At 63.1% G+C, this 18,485-nt stretch carries 9 protein-coding genes; 6 read left to right on the forward strand and 3 right to left on the reverse strand.

Going from position 1 to position 18,485, the window contains the following annotated elements:
- Both LG30_RS0107270 and LG30_RS0107275 read left to right on the forward strand, forming a co-directional pair.
- On the forward strand, nucleotides 1-1,558 hold a 1,558-nt coding region (locus LG30_RS0107270; RefSeq protein WP_033130046.1), incomplete at its 5' end, for an aspartate:alanine antiporter.
- A gap of 182 nt (nucleotides 1,559-1,740) precedes the next feature.
- Complete coding sequence (locus LG30_RS0107275) at nucleotides 1,741-3,270, forward strand: MltF family protein (RefSeq protein WP_033130047.1); 1,530 nt, start codon at nucleotides 1,741-1,743, stop codon at nucleotides 3,268-3,270.
- A 179-nt stretch (nucleotides 3,271-3,449) separates the two neighbouring features.
- On the opposite strand, the gene LG30_RS0107280 is transcribed toward LG30_RS0107275, so the two are convergent.
- Together LG30_RS0107280 and LG30_RS0107285 are read right to left on the reverse strand one after the other, a co-directional pair.
- Entirely contained in the window at nucleotides 3,450-4,661 is a 1,212-nt protein-coding gene (locus tag LG30_RS0107280) for an ROK family protein (protein WP_033130048.1), read from the reverse strand.
- 105 nt (nucleotides 4,662-4,766) lie between these two features.
- A complete protein-coding gene (locus LG30_RS0107285; RefSeq protein ID WP_033130049.1) occupies nucleotides 4,767-6,434 on the reverse strand; it encodes a methyl-accepting chemotaxis protein in 1,668 nt (555 codons plus the stop codon).
- Nucleotides 6,435-6,558: 124 nt separating this feature from the next.
- Here LG30_RS0107285 and LG30_RS0107290 point away from each other — a divergent pair, with 124 nt between their 5' ends.
- The 4 genes from LG30_RS0107290 (at nucleotide 6,559) to glpC (ending at nucleotide 11,539) form a co-directional block, all read left to right on the forward strand.
- A complete protein-coding gene (locus LG30_RS0107290; protein ID WP_081966043.1) occupies nucleotides 6,559-7,014 on the forward strand; it encodes a YchJ family protein in 456 nt (151 codons plus the stop codon).
- A 274-nt stretch (nucleotides 7,015-7,288) separates the two neighbouring features.
- Nucleotides 7,289-8,959: an anaerobic glycerol-3-phosphate dehydrogenase subunit A gene (gene glpA / locus LG30_RS0107295; RefSeq protein ID WP_052100880.1), complete on the forward strand. Its 1,671-nt coding sequence runs from the start codon at nucleotides 7,289-7,291 to the stop codon at nucleotides 8,957-8,959.
- The gene (gene glpB, locus LG30_RS0107300; RefSeq protein ID WP_033130051.1) at nucleotides 8,956-10,233 is read left to right on the forward strand and encodes a glycerol-3-phosphate dehydrogenase subunit GlpB; all 1,278 of its coding nucleotides are present in this window, start codon (nucleotides 8,956-8,958) and stop codon (nucleotides 10,231-10,233) included. Before glpA ends, glpB begins: the two co-directional genes overlap by 4 nt.
- 103 nt (nucleotides 10,234-10,336) lie before the next feature.
- Nucleotides 10,337-11,539, forward strand: coding sequence for an anaerobic glycerol-3-phosphate dehydrogenase subunit GlpC (glpC, locus tag LG30_RS0107305; protein WP_033130052.1), 1,203 nt, complete (start codon nucleotides 10,337-10,339; stop codon nucleotides 11,537-11,539).
- A 218-nt stretch (nucleotides 11,540-11,757) separates the two neighbouring features.
- Here the strand turns inward: glpC and LG30_RS0107310 are convergent.
- Nucleotides 11,758-18,485: T1SS-143 repeat domain-containing protein (locus LG30_RS0107310; protein ID WP_033130053.1), on the reverse strand; the 6,728-nt coding region annotated here is incomplete at its 5' end.

The raw sequence follows: 18,485 nt of genomic DNA on the forward strand, positions 1-18,485 counted from the left end.
GCTGTTCACCGCCCTGTTGTTCGGCCAGATGGGGTTTGAATTCACCGCCACCACAGAGAATGTCGGCTTCATGCTGTTCATCTTCTGCGTCGGCATCGAAGCCGGCCCCCACTTCTTCAGCGTCTTCCTGCGCGATGGCATTCACTACATCACCCTCACCCTGGTGATCCTGCTGACCGCCCTGCTGCTCACCGTGGGGCTCGCCAAGTTCTTCAACCTGGGCCCCGGCATGGCGGCGGGGATCCTCGCGGGCTCGCTGACCTCGACCCCGGCCCTGGTCGGCGCGCAGGATGCCCTGCGCAGCGGTCTGCTCAATCTGCCCCACCAAACGGACATGCAGTCGGTGCTCGACAACATGGGCATCGGCTATGCGCTGACCTATCTGGTGGGCCTGGTGGGTCTGATGCTGGTGGTGCGCTACCTGCCCTCTCTGGCCCGGCTGGACTTGAACACGGAGGCGCAGAAGATAGCCCGAGAGCGGGGGCTGTCGGACAACGAGAACCGCAAGACCTACCTGCCCATCATCCGTGCCTATCGCGTCGGTCCCGAGCTCGCCGCCTGGATCGGTGGCCGCACCCTGCGGGAAACCGGCATCTATCCCCATACCGGCTGCTACGTCGAGCGGATCCGCCGCAACGGCATACTGGCGAGCCCGGATGGCGACGCCATCATCCAGGAAGGGGACGAGATCGCCCTGGTCGGTTACCCGGAGAGCCACGAGAAGCTCGACGTCAACTACCGCAACGGCAAAGAGGTGTTCGACAGGAATCTGCTGGACCTGCAGATCGTCACCGAAGAGATAGTGGTGAAGAACGACTCCGTGGTCGGCCGTCATCTGGTGGAGCTCAACCTCACCGAGAAGGGTTGCTTCCTCAACCGGGTGGTGCGCTCCCAGATCGAGATGCCGTTCGATCGCAACATCATGCTGCAGAAGGGTGACGTGCTGCAGATCAGCGGTGAGAAGCAGCGGGTCAAGCTGCTGGCCAACAAGATAGGTTTCATCAGCATCCACAGCCAGACCACGGATCTGGTGGCCTTCACCACCTTCTTCGTGCTGGGCCTGCTGATCGGCTCCGTCTCCCTGGTGTTCGGCCAGATCGAGTTTGGCCTCGGCAACGCCGTCGGCCTGTTGCTGGCGGGGATCCTGATGGGGTATCTCAGAGCCAACCACCCCACGGTCGGCTATGTGCCGCCCGGCGCCCTGCGGCTGGCCAAGGATCTCGGTCTCGCCGTGTTCATGGTGAGCACAGGCCTGAAAGCGGGCGGCGGTATCCTGGATCACCTGAGCGAGGTCGGTGCCGTGGTGCTGTTCTCCGGCATGCTGGTCACCACCCTGCCGGTGCTGGTGGGCTACCTGTTCGGGGTCTGGGTGCTGAAGATGAACCCGGCCCTGCTGCTCGGCGCCATCACAGGTGCCCGCACCTGCGCCCCGGCCATGGACGTGGTGAACGAGGCGGCCAACAGCTCCATCCCGGCGCTCGGCTATGCGGGCACCTATGCGGTGGCCAACGTCATGTTGACCCTGGCGGGCTCCTTTATCATCGGCTTCTGGTTTTAACCCGGGCCGCGCCAGCATGTCGACAGGAAGAAGGAGCCCAAGGGCTCCTTCTTTTTCTGTGCGCATTTCCCCCCATTTTGAATAGCGGGAATCGTGCTATCAACTCTTCGTTACCAAACCCAATGAGCTAAAGGGCCACCAAGGCGCCGCTTACACTCAATAAAACGAGTGAGGTGAACGTTATGAAATACTTATGGATTGTCATGATCTGGGCGCTCTGCTCCCTGACCCCGGCCTGGAGCGCCGAACCCGCCAAGCAAGCCGCGGCAGAGGAGGAAAATCGCAGCGCCCTGACCTTTGCCAGCGCAGAGTTGTCCAAACCCATGCTGGGGGATCTCGATGCCATGCAGGAGCGACGCACCATCCGGGTGCTGACCACCTACAACAAGACCGGCTACTTCATCAACAAGGGAGTGCAGCGTGGTGTCACCTACGATGCCTTCATGCAGATAGAGAAACGGCTCAACGAGCAGTTACGCAAAGACAAAGCCATCAAGCGTCACCTCAAGCTGCACATCGTCTTCATCCCGGTCGCCCGCGAGGCCCTGCTGACCTCGCTGATCGCGGGCAAGGGCGACATCGCCGCCGCCAACCTCACCATCACCGACAAGCGCAAGCAACAAGGTGTCGAGTTCTCCGACCCCCTGATAGAGAACGTGCGCGAGCTGCTCATCTCGGGCCCTCAGTCTCCCAAGGTGGAGAGTGCTGCCGATCTGGGGGGCCAGAGCATCTTCGTCAGGCCTTCGTCCAGCTATTTTGAGAGCCTGGTCGCCTACAACGAGGCCCGCAAGGCGGCGGGCGAGCCCCTCATCGACATCAAGCCGGCCTCGGAGGAGCTGGAAGATGAAGATCTGGTGGAGATGGTCAATGCAGGCTTGTTGCCCTTCATCGTCATGGATGAACACAAGGCCCGCTTCTGGAAGAAGATCTTCCCGGCCATCCAGATCCACGAGCAGCCGGTATTTCGCGATGGCGGCGTCATCGCCTGGGCAGTGCGCAAGGAGAGCCCCCAGCTGCTCGCCATGCTCAACGAACAGATCAAAGCGCTGCGCGGCAAGGCGACGGGAGAAGAGATCCTGAGCCGCTACCTCAAGCAGAACAAGTTCGTCAAGAGCGCGGCCGCCGACGCCGAGCGCAAGAAGTTCCTGCAGGTGGTGGATCTGTTTCACGAGTATGGGGATCGTTACGACGTGGACTGGCTACTGTTGGCAGCCCAGGGGTATCAGGAGTCGGCCCTCAACCAGAAGGCGCGCAGCCACGTCGGCGCCATCGGCATCATGCAGATCATGCCCACCACCGGCAAGGGATTGAAGGTGGGTGACATCCGTAAGATCGAGCCCAACATCCATGGCGGCGTCAAATACATGCGCTGGATGATAGATCACTACTACGCCGACGAACCCATGACCGCCCTCGACAAGGCGCTGTTCTCGTTCGCTTCCTACAATGCCGGCCCCGCCCGGGTGGCGCGACTGAGAGCAGAGACCCAGAAGCGCGGGATGGATCCCAACGTCTGGTTCCATAACGTGGAGTACGTGGCGGCGGAGAAGATAGGCCCGGAGACGGTCACCTATGTGGGCAACATCTACAAGTACTACATCGCCTACAAGCTGGTGATGGAGCAGCTTCAACTCAAGCAGAAAGCCACCGAGGCCATCAAGCTGCAGAACCAGGCCACCGACAAGGCACCCCCTGAGAAAGAAAAATCCTAGCCTCGGCCAGTGCGGGGGGATCTGTGCCCAGACAGCGATGGGGTTTCTACCAGAAGAAGCCCCATTTTCATGTCAGTCCGGCATCAATAGTGATCACCAGCAGCCTCTTACACCGGCCGTACAGCAGGGTTGCCCCTTGCGGTGCCGCAGCAAAGCCCTGTGGCAGTCAGGCGAGAGTGTTACGCGTCCTTGTCGCTTCGCAGCAGATCGAGCAGCAGGCTGCCGTCACGCAGGGCCTTGTGTACCTGCACCGAGGTGGGCTTGGTGGGATCTTCGTAGAAGTGGGTGGACTCGATTTGCAGTCGCACCAGGTAATCGGCCGGCAACTGGCTGGCCAGGGACTGGTGCAGCATGGGGAACAACAATCGATCGGCGCGGGTGATCTCCCCCCCCAGCAGCAGCTTGCCCGGGTTGAGCAGGCAGATGAGGTTGGCGAGCACCCGGGAGAGCCGGCCCGCCGCCTGATGCAGTATGTCCTGGCACAGGCTGTTGCCCGCCAGCGCCAGCTCGCACAGCTCGCGGATGTTGACGCTCGCCGGCAGATCGTGCTCCTGCATGCGCTCGCGCAGGTCCCGGTATTGCGCCTCCAGCGCCTGATTGGTCACCAGGGTGCAGGCACAACCGAAGCCGCCGCAGTAGCAGCGCTGACCATAGGGTTCAAGCTGCAGGTGGCTGAGATCGCCGAGCAGGGCCGACTCGCTCTCGATGAGCTGGCCGTTGACCACCATGCCCACCCCTATGTCGTTGTGGACGAACACCAGCACCGCATCGGCGCAGTTCTTGGCGGCGCCCCACTCCCGCTCGGCCTGGATCCAGGTACGCACGTCACCGCTCACCAGCACGGGCACCTCGAACGCCTCCTGCAAGGTCGGCCCCAGGGGCCAGTTGCGCAGATCGTAGAAGGGAAAGTGCTTGACCATGCCGGAGTGGCGCTCCACCTGCCCCGGCAGGCAGAGCGCGATGCAGGCGAGCCGCAGCGCCTTCTTCGGCAGGAAGCCCTCGATGGCCCGCACCAGGCTGGGCAGCAGGGAGGCACGTTCCTCCTCGCTGAACAGATGGCGATGGCGGGCCAGGGAGTGACCGGCCAGATCGAACAGGGCCATGTCCACATAGCCGCGGCCGAGGCGCATGGAGAGAAACTGGAAGCGACGTTCGTTGATGCGCAGCAGGGTCTGGCGGCGGCCACGCCCCACCGAACTCTCGCCACAGGTGACGACCAGGCCGCCATCAAGCAGCTCGCGGGTGATCTTGGTGATGCTGGCCGGTGAGAGACCGGTCAAACGGGACAGATCGGTACGGGACAGTTCCTTGTGCTCTTCCAGGCTGGCGTAGACCAGACCGTAGTTGAGCTGCCGGATCAAATCGATACTGCCTTTCACGATCTCATTCATAGGGTATGGGGCTAACGAAAAGAACGAATGGCGCGATTTTCCCACATTCTGCGGCGATCCCCAAATTTGCCGTCTGGAAATGACGTCCAGACGGCAAAAATGTGACTAGTAACGGAAGCGGGAGACCAGTTGACGCAATTTGTCACCCGTCCCCGCCAGGGCCCTGGTGGTGGTGTTGGACTCACCGGCCGCCTCGGTCAGCTCGCTGACGATCTGCTGGATGGCCACCAGGTTCTTGTTGATCTCCTCGGAGACCGCGTGCTGCTCCTCGGCGGCGGTGGCGATCTGGATGTTCATGTCGTTGATGGTACCGACTGCCGTCACCATGCTGTCGAGGGAGCTGGCGATGTGACTCGCCTCCTGCACCGTCTCCTGGCTGCGCGCCTCGCTGGCCTGCATCACCTCCACCGCCTGCTTCACCCCCCCTTGCAGCCGTTGCAGCATCTCGTTGATCTCCTTGGTGCTCTGCTGGGTACGCCCGGCGAGCGATCGCACCTCGTCCGCCACCACCGCAAAGCCGCGACCCTGCTCGCCAGCCCGGGCCGCCTCGATGGCGGCGTTGAGCGCCAGCAGGTTGGTCTGATCGGCGATGCCGCGAATGACCTCCACCACTGAGCCTATCTTGCCGGTCTCCTGGGCCAGCTGCTCGATGACCCCGGAGGCGGTGTGCACCTCCTCCACCAGCCGGTTGATGCTGCCGATGGCACTGCCCACCACCTCGCGGGCGGCGTCGGACTCCCGGGCCGCGTCGCTGGTGGCCGTGGCCGCGTTGGAGGCACTGGCCGCCACCTCCTGGGCGGTGGAGCTCATCTCGGTCACGGCGGTGACCACCTGATCCGTCTCCCGACCGTGGCCGTGCATCTGCTTGTCGGAGTGCTCGCTCAGGCGATGGAGCTTGTCCACGGCCCCGAGCAGCTGATGGCTGGTCTCCCCTACCTGGCTCACCACCGACTGGATCCGCTCGACGAAGCGATTGAAGGCGCTGGCCAGCTGGCCCACCTCGTCCTGGCTCTGCACCTTGAGGCGCTGAGTCAGATCCCCGTCCCCGTCGGCGATGTCATTGAGGGCCGAGACCGCATCCGCCAGCGGCCGGGTGACTCTGTTGCTGATCACCACGGTGGCCGCCAGGGTCACCCCCAGGATCAGCAAGATGAGCAGCACCCCGGTTTGCAGGGAGGCGTGCATGTTGCTCTCGCGTTCACTGCGCAGGGCCGCCAGCTCGCTGTCGATGTCATCGATGTAGAAGCCGGTGCCGACCACCCACTGGTACTTGTCGAGCACCAGGTTGAACGAGAGCTTGGGGGCATCGCGACCGAGGGACGGCTTGTTGGTCCAGTACTCCGAGTAACCGTCCCCCTGCTGCGCCGCCTTGATGATCTCCTGAATGAGCAGGGTGCCCTTGGCATCCTTGTCCTGCCAGCGGTTTTTACCTTCCACCTCGGGGCGGGTGGGCAGCAGCACGGTATCTCCCTTGAAGTCGTAAACGAAGAAGTAACCATCGCTGCCATAGCGCAATGGCCGCAGGATCTCCTTCACTCGCGCACGTGCCTCGGGGCTGTCCGGCGCGGCATACTCTTTTTCGATGGCCGTCTTGGCGAGCATCAGGTAGCTGCTGAGCAACTCCTTGCGCTCCTTGACCGCCTTGTCCCGCGCCACTACCAGTTCAGATTCCAGATCGTTCTTGGAAATCAGATAGTTGCTGAGGTTGACCACCAGGGCCATCAGCAGCACGGGGATAGCGCCCAATAACAGGATCTTCTGTTTCAGAGTCATCTTGTACTTCCTTTAGCCTTTTTTATGTGGGTGTTCCGTTCCTACCAGTTCGACCTGCTGGCCGAGGGGGGGCCGCTTTCGCTACAATCCCGCCACCTTCTATATCGACCCGATAAACTGACTCATGAGCCAATGTCCTTGCGGTTCCGCCCTTTCTCTCCCCCAGTGCTGCGGTGCGCTGCACGCCGGCCAGCACGCCACCACCCCAGAGCAGCTGATGCGCTCGCGCTACAGCGCCTTCGTGCTGGGGCTTGGCGACTATCTGGTGCACAGCTGGCACCCGGATTTCCTGGGAACACTGACGGCGGAGCAGCTCTCCCAGACCGATACCCGCTGGGATGGACTGGAGATCCTCGCCGCCCAAGGCGGCCCAGCCGATGACGCCGGCACGGTGGAGTTCAAGGCCTGGTTTGTGGAGGGAGATGAGCGCCACTGTTTGCACGAACGCTCCCGCTTCGTGCGCTATCAGGGGCGCTGGGTCTACACCGACGGCGAGCAGGATCCGGCGCCGCTGCGGGTGGGCCGCAACGATCCCTGCCCCTGCGGCAGCGGCAAGAAGTTCAAGAAGTGCTGCGGCTGATGAGTGAAGATCCCGGGCACCCTGCCTGTGGCAGTGGAAACGACATAAAAAACTGATTTAAACAGCATAAATAACAACCAGACTGGCCGTCATGGCGCCAGAGAACAGGGGCCCCGGGCCCCTTTTTCCGTTCTTCCTCTGTGATAACAATCACACTTTGTTCATTAGCTTGGCATTTGTGAGCGTTTGCGAACATTAACTTGGCCCATATCAAACATTTTTGACCTGGAAGGCGCCACACTGGCCCCATCTGGACGAGATGAGACGGTCAAGAATGAAAAGAATAACCACGGAAGTCGTCATCATAGGCGGCGGTGCCACCGGCGCCGGCATCATGCGCGATTGCGCGCTGCGCGGCATCGACTGCGTCCTGCTGGAGCGGGATGACATCGCCGCAGGCACCACGGGCCGCAACCACGGCCTGCTCCACTCCGGCGCCCGCTACGCGGTGACGGATCCGGAATCCGCCCGGGAATGCATTCAGGAGAACCGCATCCTCAAGCGGATCGCCAGCCACTGCGTCGAGGACACGGGCGGCCTCTTCGTCACCCTGCCGGAAGACGACATCGGCTTTCAAACCACCTTCATGGCCGCCTGCGCCCAGGCCGGCATCGCGACCCGGCAATTGGATCCCCGCGAGGCGCTGCGCCTCGAACCCAACGTCAACCCGGCGTTGATCGGCGCCATTCGTGTGCCTGACGGCACCGTCGATCCCTTCCGCCTCGCCGCCGCCAACGTGCTGGACGCCAAAGAGCACGGTGCCCGCATCTTCACCCACAGCAAGGTGCTGGGGCTCTTGCGCACGCAGGACAGGGTGCACGGTGTCAGGGCCATCAACACTCGCACCGGCGAGGCGTTCGAGGTGGAGTGTCAGGAGGTGATCAACGCCGCCGGCATCTGGGGCCAGCAGATCTGCGAGTATGCCGATCTCGGCATCCGCATGTTCCCGGCCAAGGGCTCCCTGCTCATCATGGATTACCGCATCAACCAGATGGTGCTCAACCGCGCCCGCAAACCGGCGGATGCGGACATTCTGGTGCCGGGCGACACCATCTCCCTCATCGGCACCACCTCGAGCCGCATCGACTACCACAAGATCGATCAGCTGAGCGTGGATCCCCAGGAGGTCGAGGTGCTGCTGCGCGAGGGGATCAAGCTCGCCCCCATCATGGCCCGCACCCGCCTGCTGCGCGCCTACGCCGGGGTTCGCCCCCTGGTGGCGGTAGACGGCGACGAGACCGGCCGCAACATCAGCCGCGGCATAGTGCTGCTGGATCACGCCGAGCGGGATGGCCTCAAGGGTTTCAACACCATCACAGGCGGCAAGCTGATGACCTACCGGCTGATGGCCGAGTGGGCCACGGATCTCATCGCCAACAAGCTCGGCAACAGCCGGCCCTGCCGCACCGCCGAGCTCTCCTTGCCGGGCTCGCGGGAGCCGGAGAAGGTCTCGGCCCCCGGCCTCAGCGCCCCGGTCGAGGGATCGGCCCAATACCGTCACGGCGAGCGGGTCATCGCGTTTTTCCGGGATAACCCCAAGGCCAACGCCCTCATCTGCGAGTGCGAGATGGTGACCGCGGGCGAAATCGAATACGCCCTGCGGGAGCTGGACGTGGACAACCTGGTGGATCTGCGCCGCCGCACCCGACTCGGCATGGGCCCCTGTCAGGGAGAGCTGTGCGCCTATCGCGCCGCCGGCCTGATGCAGGAGTACGGCAAGGCCGACGGCCGCGAGGCTTGTGTCATGCTGCGCCAGTTCCTGGAGGAGCGCCACAAGGGCACCCGCCCCGTGCTCTGGGGAGATGCCCTGCGGGAGACCGAGTTCACCTACTGGATCTACGAGGGGCTGTTTGGCCTCGGCGAATGGACGGCGCCCCAGCTGGTTGCCGCCACCCCGGAGACCGGCACCGAGCCCGTATCATCGACTCAAGGAGAGCCATCATGAAATTCGACAACATCGTTATCGGTGGTGGCATGGCGGGGCTGTCGGCGGCGCTGCGTCTGGCCGAGGCGGGCCAGCGCACCCTGCTGATGGCCTCGGGCCAGAGCGCGCTTCACTTCTCCTCCGGCTCGGTCGATCTGCTGGACGGTCCCGGGGATCCCCGCACCGCCCTGCCCGCCTTCCTGGCCGCGCACCCTGATCATCCCTACGCCAAGGTCGGGCTCGCCAACATAGCAGCGAGCCTCGCGGATCTGCAGCGCCACTGCGCCTTGGAGGGACTGGCCCTGTTTCGCCAGGAGCACAACCACCAGCGGCTGACCCCCATCGGTACCCTGAAGGCCACCTGGCTCTCCCCCGATACCTGCGCCTGCGTCACCGATGCCCCTGTCCCCAACAGCCTGCTGCTGGCGACTCTGGAAGGTTTTCGCGATTTTCACCCGGCGCTGGCGGCGGCCAATCTGGCGATTCAGCCTCGCTTCGCCCACTGCCGGATCCTGACCGGCGAGATCCGGCTGCCCCAGCTGGCCGAGTTCAGCCGCAATCCCCACGAGTTTCGCTCCGCCGACATAGCCCGCCTGTTTGACAAACAAAAGGGCGACCAGCCCGATCTGCTGGCGGATCTCGCCCGCGAGATAACCCGCATGGTACGGGAATGCGGCGAGCCAAGCTGCCGCCACATAGTGCTACCCGCCTGCCTCTCCCTGGGGCTGGTCGGCCCGCGCCTCGCCGAGCTCGAGAAGCGTACCGGCTGCACCATCCGCGAAGTCGCCACCATGCCGCCGTCCCTCATCGGCATGCGGATGCAGGAGGCGCTCAAGCGCCGCTTCCTGGCCCTCGGCGGCACCTTCCTCACCAGCGAGCGGGTGCTGGGCGCCCGCTATGAGGGAGATAGGGTGATCGGGGTTCATAGCCAGAATGGCGACGATCAGCTGTTCGAGGCAGAACACTTCGTGCTCGCCTCCGGCAGCTTCTTCAGCCGGGGGCTCGAATCGCGCCTCGGCGGCATCCGCGAGCCCATCTTCGATGCCGATGTGCTGAGCCTGCCGGAGCGCGACGCCTGGGCCGGTCGCCGCCTGTTCGACCACCACCCCTTCCTGGGCTTCGGAGTCAAGACCGACGCCCAGCTGCGGGTGCTGCGCGGTGGCAAGCCCCTCAGCAACCTCTATGGCGCCGGCAGCGTGCTGGCGCACTACGACCCAGTGCGCGAAGGGTCGGGCTCCGGGGTCGCCGTCGCCACCGGCTGGCAGGTCGCCGGTCATATTCTGGCGGGGGTCTGAGATGACTGCCCTGCCCTATGCCACTGCGGACAGTCGACTGTCCGCCAGATCATCCTATTGCCGCGTCTCTTGTGCTTTCAATCCGGCCAGGGAGGAGTAAATCATGCTACTGGATCACGCCAACCAAACCTTCGATCAGTGCATCAAATGCACCGTCTGCACCGCCTACTGCCCGGTGGCCAAGGCCAACCCCGCCTACCCTGGCCCCAAACAGGCCGGCCCCGACGGGGAGCGGCTGCGCATCAAGAGCCCCGAGCTGTTCGACAGCGCCCTCAAGCACTGCACCAACTGCAAGCGCTGTGAGGTGGCCTGCCCGAGCGGGGTGCGCATCGGTGACATCATCGCCAAGGCCAAGCACAAGTACGGCGGCTTCAAGCCTGGGATCCGCGAGTTCGTGCTCTCCCACACGGATCTGATGGGCGGCATGTCCACCCTGATGGCGCCCGTGGTCAACTTCACCACCGGCCTCAAGCCCATGAAGCTGGTGCTGGACAAGGCCCTCGGCGTCTCCTCCCACCGCGATCTGCCCAAGTACTCCCAGGGCACCTTCCGCGGCTGGTACAAGAAGCAGAAGGCTAACCAGGCCAGCTACAAGCGCCAGATAGCCTACTTCCACGGCTGCTACGTCAACTACAACCATCCGCAGCTCGGCAAGGAGCTGGTGCAGGTACTCAACGCCATGAATATCGGCGTGCAACTGCTTGCGCGGGAAAAGTGCTGTGGCGTACCGCTCATCGCCAACGGCTTCATGGACAAGGCCAAGCGCCAGGCCGCCTTCAACATCCAGCAGCTGGAGAACACCCTGCTTGGTAACGAGATGCCGCTGTTGGCCACCTCCTCCACCTGCGGCTTCACCCTGAGAGACGAATACCCCCACCTGCTGGAGCAGGACAACCACAGGGTGCGGGATCGCATCTCCCTGGTGACCCGCTTCCTGTGGAACGAGTTCTATCGTGGCAACAAACCGGCCATGAAGCCGCTGGGCTTGCACATTGCCTACCACACCCCCTGCCACATGGAGAAGATGGGGGGCGTCATCTACACGCTCGAGCTGCTGCGGGCCATTCCCGGGGTCAAGGTGACGGTACTGGACTCCCAGTGCTGCGGCATCGCCGGCACCTACGGCTTCAAGTCGGAGAACTACCAGACCAGTCAGGACATAGGCGAAGGGCTCTTTGATCAGATAAACCGCCTCAAGCCTGATCTCGTCATTACCGACTGCGAGACCTGCAAGTGGCAGATCGAGATGAGCACGCCGTTCCGTTGCGAGCACCCCATCCATCTACTGGCCCAGGCGCTGGCCTGACGGGTAGGGCTAAGGCGAGCTGAGCACACCTGCCCCCTTGTGAGCACCAGCTCCATCCACTGGCTAAGGCGCAGACATAAGGGATAAACACTGCCAACCCTCAATCCAGAACAGGTAACCTGTCTATATCAGCAATGAATGACGACATAACCTAAAAACAATCGAGCAGAAAAACAAAGAGCCGGCAATTGCCGGCTCTTTTTATCTGCCCCTCTCTATCAAGGGTGCTGGATGATCAGGCTGTGCTGATCCAGCATGGACTGCAGTATGTCGTGGGAGGAGGAGCCGCTCAGGTTCCAGCCACTGAGATCCACGTCCTTCAGGGTGATCTGCTGGGTGACATGACCATCCCCCGCCGGCGACACCGACAGGCTGACATCGCTCAGGCCACCGCTGCCGGCGGTGACAGAGGCGGAGAGGTGATTGAGCAAGCCATCCACGCTGTTGTCGGTCACCCCCTTGAGCAGGTCCGCCAGATCGATCCTGTCCCCCTGGGCCGGCTGGAAGTCGGTGATGGTGTCGATGGCCGGTTGCCCCGCCGTCCCCTCATCACCGCTGCCCCACACGAAGAGATCGCTGCCGTCGCCGCCGGTCAGGGTGTCGTTGCCTTGGCCACCGCGCAGCACGTCATCCCCCAGCCCGCCCAGGATCCTGTCGTCACCGCTTGAGCCAAACAACCAGTCCGCCTGAGCCGTGCCCAGCAAGTCATGACCGCTCTGGCTATGGATGTTGAGGGTCTCCTGGGCCGAGCTGAGGACATTGCCACCCGCGCTCGACTCGGCCGTCAGGATCAGGGCGTGATCCCCCGCAGTCAGGCCGCTCAGGTAGAGCGGTACCGACTGATCCATGGGCAGCAGCCAGTCAGTGCCGTCGGCATGGCCTACGCTCTGGCCGTGCTCATCCACCACCTGGGCACTGCCCAGATTCTGGATCCGCACCGAAAGCTCGCCGGTTTCCGGATTGACCACACTGGCACTGAGATTGAGCGGCACCCAGGCCCCTTGCAGGGCATGGATGTCGTGGGTCCCCAGGCTCAAGAGCGGATCGTCCGCATCGGCGGTGACCTGGATGCCAACGGTGGAGCTATCGGTCAACACGCCACCAGCGCCCGTGTTGCCCTGATCCGAGGTGGTGATGGTCAGGTTATCCTGACCCCAGAAGTCCTTGGCCGGCTCGTAGTGCAGGTTGCCATTGATGAGCGCGTTGAGATCATCGAGCGACCCCACCAGGGTGATCACATTGGTCCCCGCCCCCTGCACAGAGACGGCGCCCGCCGCCCCGAGCAGGGTCAGCACCCCGTGCTCGACCCGCAGCACCATGGACAGGGGCGCACTGCCGGCGTCCACGTCCTTGACGCTGATGCCGGACAGGGACAGAGAACCGTCCTCCTTCACTTGCATGGCGTCCGGCACCTGGTTGATCGGGGCATCGTTGACCGGTTGCACCTCGATGGGCAGCACATCGGTGTCGCTCAGGGCGCCGCCGTTGCCGGTGTTGCCATTGTCGTTGGTCACCATGGTCAGGGCATCCTGGCCATTGAAGTCCTGCTCACCCTGATAGGTGACGCCACCGCTTAGCAGGGCATTGATGGCATCTTGCGAGCCACTCAGCACCAGGGATCCTGTGCCGTTGCCGGTGACAGTCACCCCGCTGCCCGCCGGCAGATTGAGGGTGCCGTGTTCGACGGACAGGGTCACCTCGATGGCGCCGCCATCCGCATCCACGTCCTTCACCTGCAAGCCATTAATGACGAAGGGGTGATCCTCCTGCGCCACCTGGGGATCGCTTGGCAGCACGTTGACGGGGGCATCGTTGACCGGTTGCACCTCGATGGGCAGCACGTCGGTGTCGCTCAGCGCCCCACCACTGCCGGTGTTGCCATTGTCATTGGTGACCATGGTCAGGTTGTCGCCGCCGTGATAATCCGGGTTGCCCTGATAAGTCAGGCCGCCATTGAGCAGGGCGTTGATGGCATCCAGCGAGCCGGTCAGCACCAGAGAGCCGCTACCGTTGCCCACCACTGTCACCCCGCTGCCCGATGGCAGATTGAGGGTGCCATGCTCCACCGACAGGGTCACTTTCATGTCGCCGCTGCCCGCATCCACATCCTTCACCTGCAGACCCTGGATGACGAAGGGCTGATCCTCCTGCGCCACCTGGGGATCCGTTGGCAAGACGTTGATGGGCGCGTCATTGACCGGGCTCACGTCCACGTGAATGGTGCCATTGACCTCGGGGCCGAGGGCGCCGTTGTCGAGGCTCTGAGCCGTGACTTTAAGATCCAGGGCGCCATTGGCGTCATTGGTCACCAGTTCGATAGCGTCCAGCTTGGTACCATCCGTGGTGACCTGCCAGCGACCGTTGCCAAGATCCACCACAGTGCCAGTGACCCCGTTTGGCAGGCGGATCTGTGCCCCATCAGGCACGCCCTCTATGGTGACCCGCACCTGTTCGGGGCCATTCTCGTGCACGTTGCCGGCGCTGCCGCCGGTAGCCTGGGTATCCCGGGTCTCCAGCCCCAGGTTCAGGGTGATCACGTCCCCCTCGATGCCACTCGCCTGGGTGTCAATGTCGGCGATGATGGCATCCCCCACCGGATTGACGGTGACGGTGAAGTTGCCGCTGGTCCCAAGGGGAACGCTGAGGCCATTGTCCAGGGTGTAGGCGGTCAGGGTCAGATCCACGCTGCCGCTAAAATCGGCCGGCGGGATCAGGGTCAGGGTGGAGAAATCGGTCCCCACGGGTATCTGCCAGACGCCGTTGCCATTGTTGACCGCCGGGGCCGACAGAGTGAAGCCATCCGGTACTCCGGTGATCTGCAGCCCCACTATCTGCTCGGAGCCGTCGGTGTCGATAAGCTCGGCGCCGACCCCCCCCAGATTGACGCTGCCATCCTCACCCCCCTGCACGTCGTGCACGGTGATCTTGGCCGGATCGTTGACCGGTTTGACCTCGAAGCCTACCTGTCCGCTCCAGCTGCCGGTATCCGTGCCAGTGGTGGCGGTATCCAGGATATCCACAGTCACATCGAGCGGCACCTGACCGCTGAAGTGCTCCTTGGGGATAAACACCAGATCTTTGAGGCCATTGGCATCCACCACCAGCGACTGGACGGGATTGCCGTTGGCATCGAGGAAGTGCCCGTACTTGGCATCGACGGTCACGGTCACCCGCTCCACCGTCTCGAGGCCACCGTTGGTCACCGAGGGGCTGATATCCGCCAGTTTGACCGAGAGATCGAGGTGGATCTCGGTGTCTTCCAGGTTGTCCGGCTGGCCGTCACCGTTCACATCCTTCACATCGAGCTGCAGGCTCGGCATGCCATCGTTGCCGCCATTGACGTCGACCTCGGGGGTGATGGAGAGGCGGATGTCCTGATCCGCCGTCTTGGTATCGCCACTCAGGGTGTCGGTGTTGACCAGCCGCACGTGCAGGCTCAGATCGTCGCCCGCATAGTCCTCCGGCAGGGAAAGCGTCAGCTTGTCGAGATCGCCGAGGCCACCCGGCAGCTTGATAAGGTACTCGCCGTTGACGAAGTCAAAGGTGAGCCCCTGCACGCTCACGCCGGGTGGCAGGCCGGTGATGACGATGCTGAGCTCGTCATCGCCGATGTCCGCCGTGCCCAGGGTGATCATGCTCTTGAGCTGGTTGCCGAAGTCGACGCTGTGATCCTCCACCCCGGTGATGTGCTGGACATTGTCGAAGGTGACATCCGCCGCAATTTGACCCGAATGGGTGGCCGCATGGAAGTCGGCGCTGGCGTTCAAGTCCTTGCGCACGCTGGCGCTCACATCCCCGTCATCGCTCAAGTCGACGACCTGGGCACTCACCTTGAAGTTGACGGTGCCGGTGAAGCCATCGGGAGAGCGCAAGGCATAACTGCCGAGGGCATCGTGGGGCACAGTCCAGTTGCCGTAACCGTCGTTGATCCCGCCTATCACCACGAAGCCCGGTGGCAGGTCGCTGATCACCAGATAGTCGATGGTCTCGACGCTGCTGGGATCCAGATCCTCGAATGCGAAGACCCCATTGAGCGGGATATCGTGCCCGTCCGGGCTCTCCAGCGCCCCGCCCGTCTGCACCAGATTGCCATCGGGCTCTACCACGGCCTGGATATCCACGTGCAGGTTGCCGTCGATCACCTTCTGGGCCATGGCGCCGGAGTCCACGTCATGCTGAGTCACAGTCACGTGGCTCTGGATATGGGTGTCCTTGTCGCTGTCCTCCGGTGCCCGTACCAGCAGTTGGCCGCCGCTGAGCAGGCTCTGCAGATCCGCATCGCTCAAGTCCACGACACCGCCGTTCACGCTGAGCTGGGTTTCGACACCACCCACACGTATCCAGATCTCGTAGCCGGGCTCGATGCCGGAGAGGCTGAGGTGCGTCACCTGCTCGGCACCATCGGTCAGCGTTGGATGCCAGTCGAGCACCACATACTGGTCTTCCAGGCCATGACTGGTCTTGTCATAGTTGCTGGCATCGATCTCGGGCTCCACCTTGATGGTGAGCGGCACGTCGAAGCTCTTGTGATCCCCGTCGTTCTCGGTCACCACCACGTGGCCGATGAGGTGAATATCGGCGGTGCTGTTGGGCGGAGGCTGGATCTGCAGGTTGCCGAGACTCGACACATTGACCTGATAGAGGGGATTGCCCCGGGCATCCAGACCGGCGAAGGTCAGAGTCACCTCATTACCGCTGTTATCGAATACCTTGGCCCCTTCCGGCAAGCCCTCCAGCACCAGGTTGAGGCTCTCGGAGCCGTCACCCGTCGTCTCCCCCGACTCGAGCTTGAAGTTCAGCGGTGCCTTGCCATCTTCATCGATGGTGATGCTGTAGCCGCTACCTTCCGGGGTCCAGCCTGTGCTGGTCAGATCGAAATGTGGGGCGTCCACTACCCCCACCAAATCCACGTGCAGGCTCTGGGAACCCGTCTCCTTCTCGTTGACGACCACATGAGTCTGGCCGTTGGCATCGGTCAGGGTGGCTGTGTCCTTCACCACCCCCTTGATGGTGAGCTCGAAGTCGACGTTGCTATCCTTCGGCGGCTGCAGTTGCAGTTCATTGATGCGATCGTAGGGCACCTCGTAATAACCGTTCGCATCCATGGCAACCGCGACCCCGCCGAGCAGCAGGGTGGCGCCGGCGGGCAGGCCGCTGATGCGCACAAACATCTGCTCCGAGCCGTCCGCGGTATCTCCCAGATGGCTGAGGACTATCTTGCTGCCCAGATTGAGCAGGGTGTCTTCCTTGCCCTGGATCTCGCGCACGGTCAGCTTGGCGTCATCCGCCTGCGGGTTGACGTTGATCACCAGCTCTATGCTGTCGCCGAGCGCTTTCTCCTGACCGCTCACCACAGGTGTCTTCTCGGTGCTGACCGGGGTGATGGAGAGCTTGATGTCGCCGCTGTAATCCTTGCCAGGCACGACTGTGATCTTGTTGATGTCGCCAGCACTGACGGTATAGATGCCGTTGGCATCAGGCTTGAGCTCCTGGCCGTTCAGGGTCAGGTTGCCCTGGCCGGACGCCCACCTGATCTGGTAGCTCAGGGTTTCTGAGCCATCGGTATCCGTGAGGTTGGCCTGCACATTGAGGGCGATGCCGTTGCCATCCTCGTCAATGCTGTAGTGCTGATGCGTACTATTGGCATCCCATTCCGGCTTGTCGGCGATCCCTTGCACCGTGATGGCGAGATCCCCGGTTATCGCCGGTGGCGGCGTCCCCTCGGTGACCCCGACTTCCACCTGTACCTGGAAGTGCAGCGGCTGCTTGTTGTTGCTCCAGCTCGACCAGTCGTCCGCCGGCACGAAGGTCAGACCCGAGGTGCTGTAGTGAACGTTGTCGCTGGTAACCATGGCCTCGGGCGGCACTATGAACCACTTGCCATCGGCCGTGGTGGTGAGCGCCACCCCGTTGTAGTAGAAGGTGCCGTGTGCGTTGGCGGGGGCCTGGATCAGCAGTTGATCCACGTGCTCACCCCTGTCGAAGTCACCGATGTCCAGCTGCATGTTGATGGCAATGCCCTGGCTCGGATCCTGGGCCCCCTGATCCTCCTGCCCGGTCGCCCCGTTCACGGTGAAGCGCACCGCCTCGTCTTCCAGATTGAGGGTCAGGGTGCTCTCGGCGGTATCGCCATCACCGTCAACGATCTGGGCGGTGATGCGCTGAGTGAGGCTGGCGGCATCGTGATCAAAACCTGGCCTTGGGGTAAAGCTGTAGTTGCCGTCCTGACCTATGGTCAGGGATCCCATCACCTGCTTGCCATCCGGGCTCATCACGTCCAGGGTCAGGCTGCCGTTGATGGCATGCACCTCGCCGTTGACGGTGACCGAGGCCACCCTGGCGCCGTCGGCCCCCTCGTTGGCGGGGGGCAGCAGATCGCCGTTTACGGCGCTGCCGGTCTCGCTCAGGTTATGGGCCAGGCTGGTGCCAATCGGCATGTCATCTTGCACCTGCACTTCGACCGTCACGTTGGGGCTGCGATCCCCGTCATGGTCGGTCACATACAGGGGGATCTCGATGCCGAGCTCATCCTTGCCCTGGGCACCGTGATCGAGCTGGCCTACCAGATGGAAGCTGTAGCTGCCGTTGACGTCGAGGTGGATCCAGAACACCGGCTTGCCACCCTCGGCGCTCGCCAGATACCAACCCGGGCTATGGGCGGCCAGGGTGATCTCCTTGCCACCGGAGGTGAGGTGATTCGCCTGATTGAAGGCCGCCACATCCAGCTCGAGGGAGGCAACCCTGTCCGAGCCGGCGCCGATGGTCACCTTGCCCCCTGCGGCCTCCCCGTTTTCGGTCGGGGTAGTGCCGGGGTGCTGGGTGTTGCTCGCATCCAGATCCGCCTCTTCAACCCGCACGGACTCGATATTCGAGATCAACGGATCGGCGGCATCGGTGATCACCACGTTAGTGCTGCCATTGATCACCGAGCCGTCGCTGTCGGTCA

The organism is Aeromonas aquatica (assembly GCF_000764655.1).
Classification (GTDB): Bacteria; Pseudomonadota; Gammaproteobacteria; order Enterobacterales; family Aeromonadaceae; genus Aeromonas; species Aeromonas aquatica.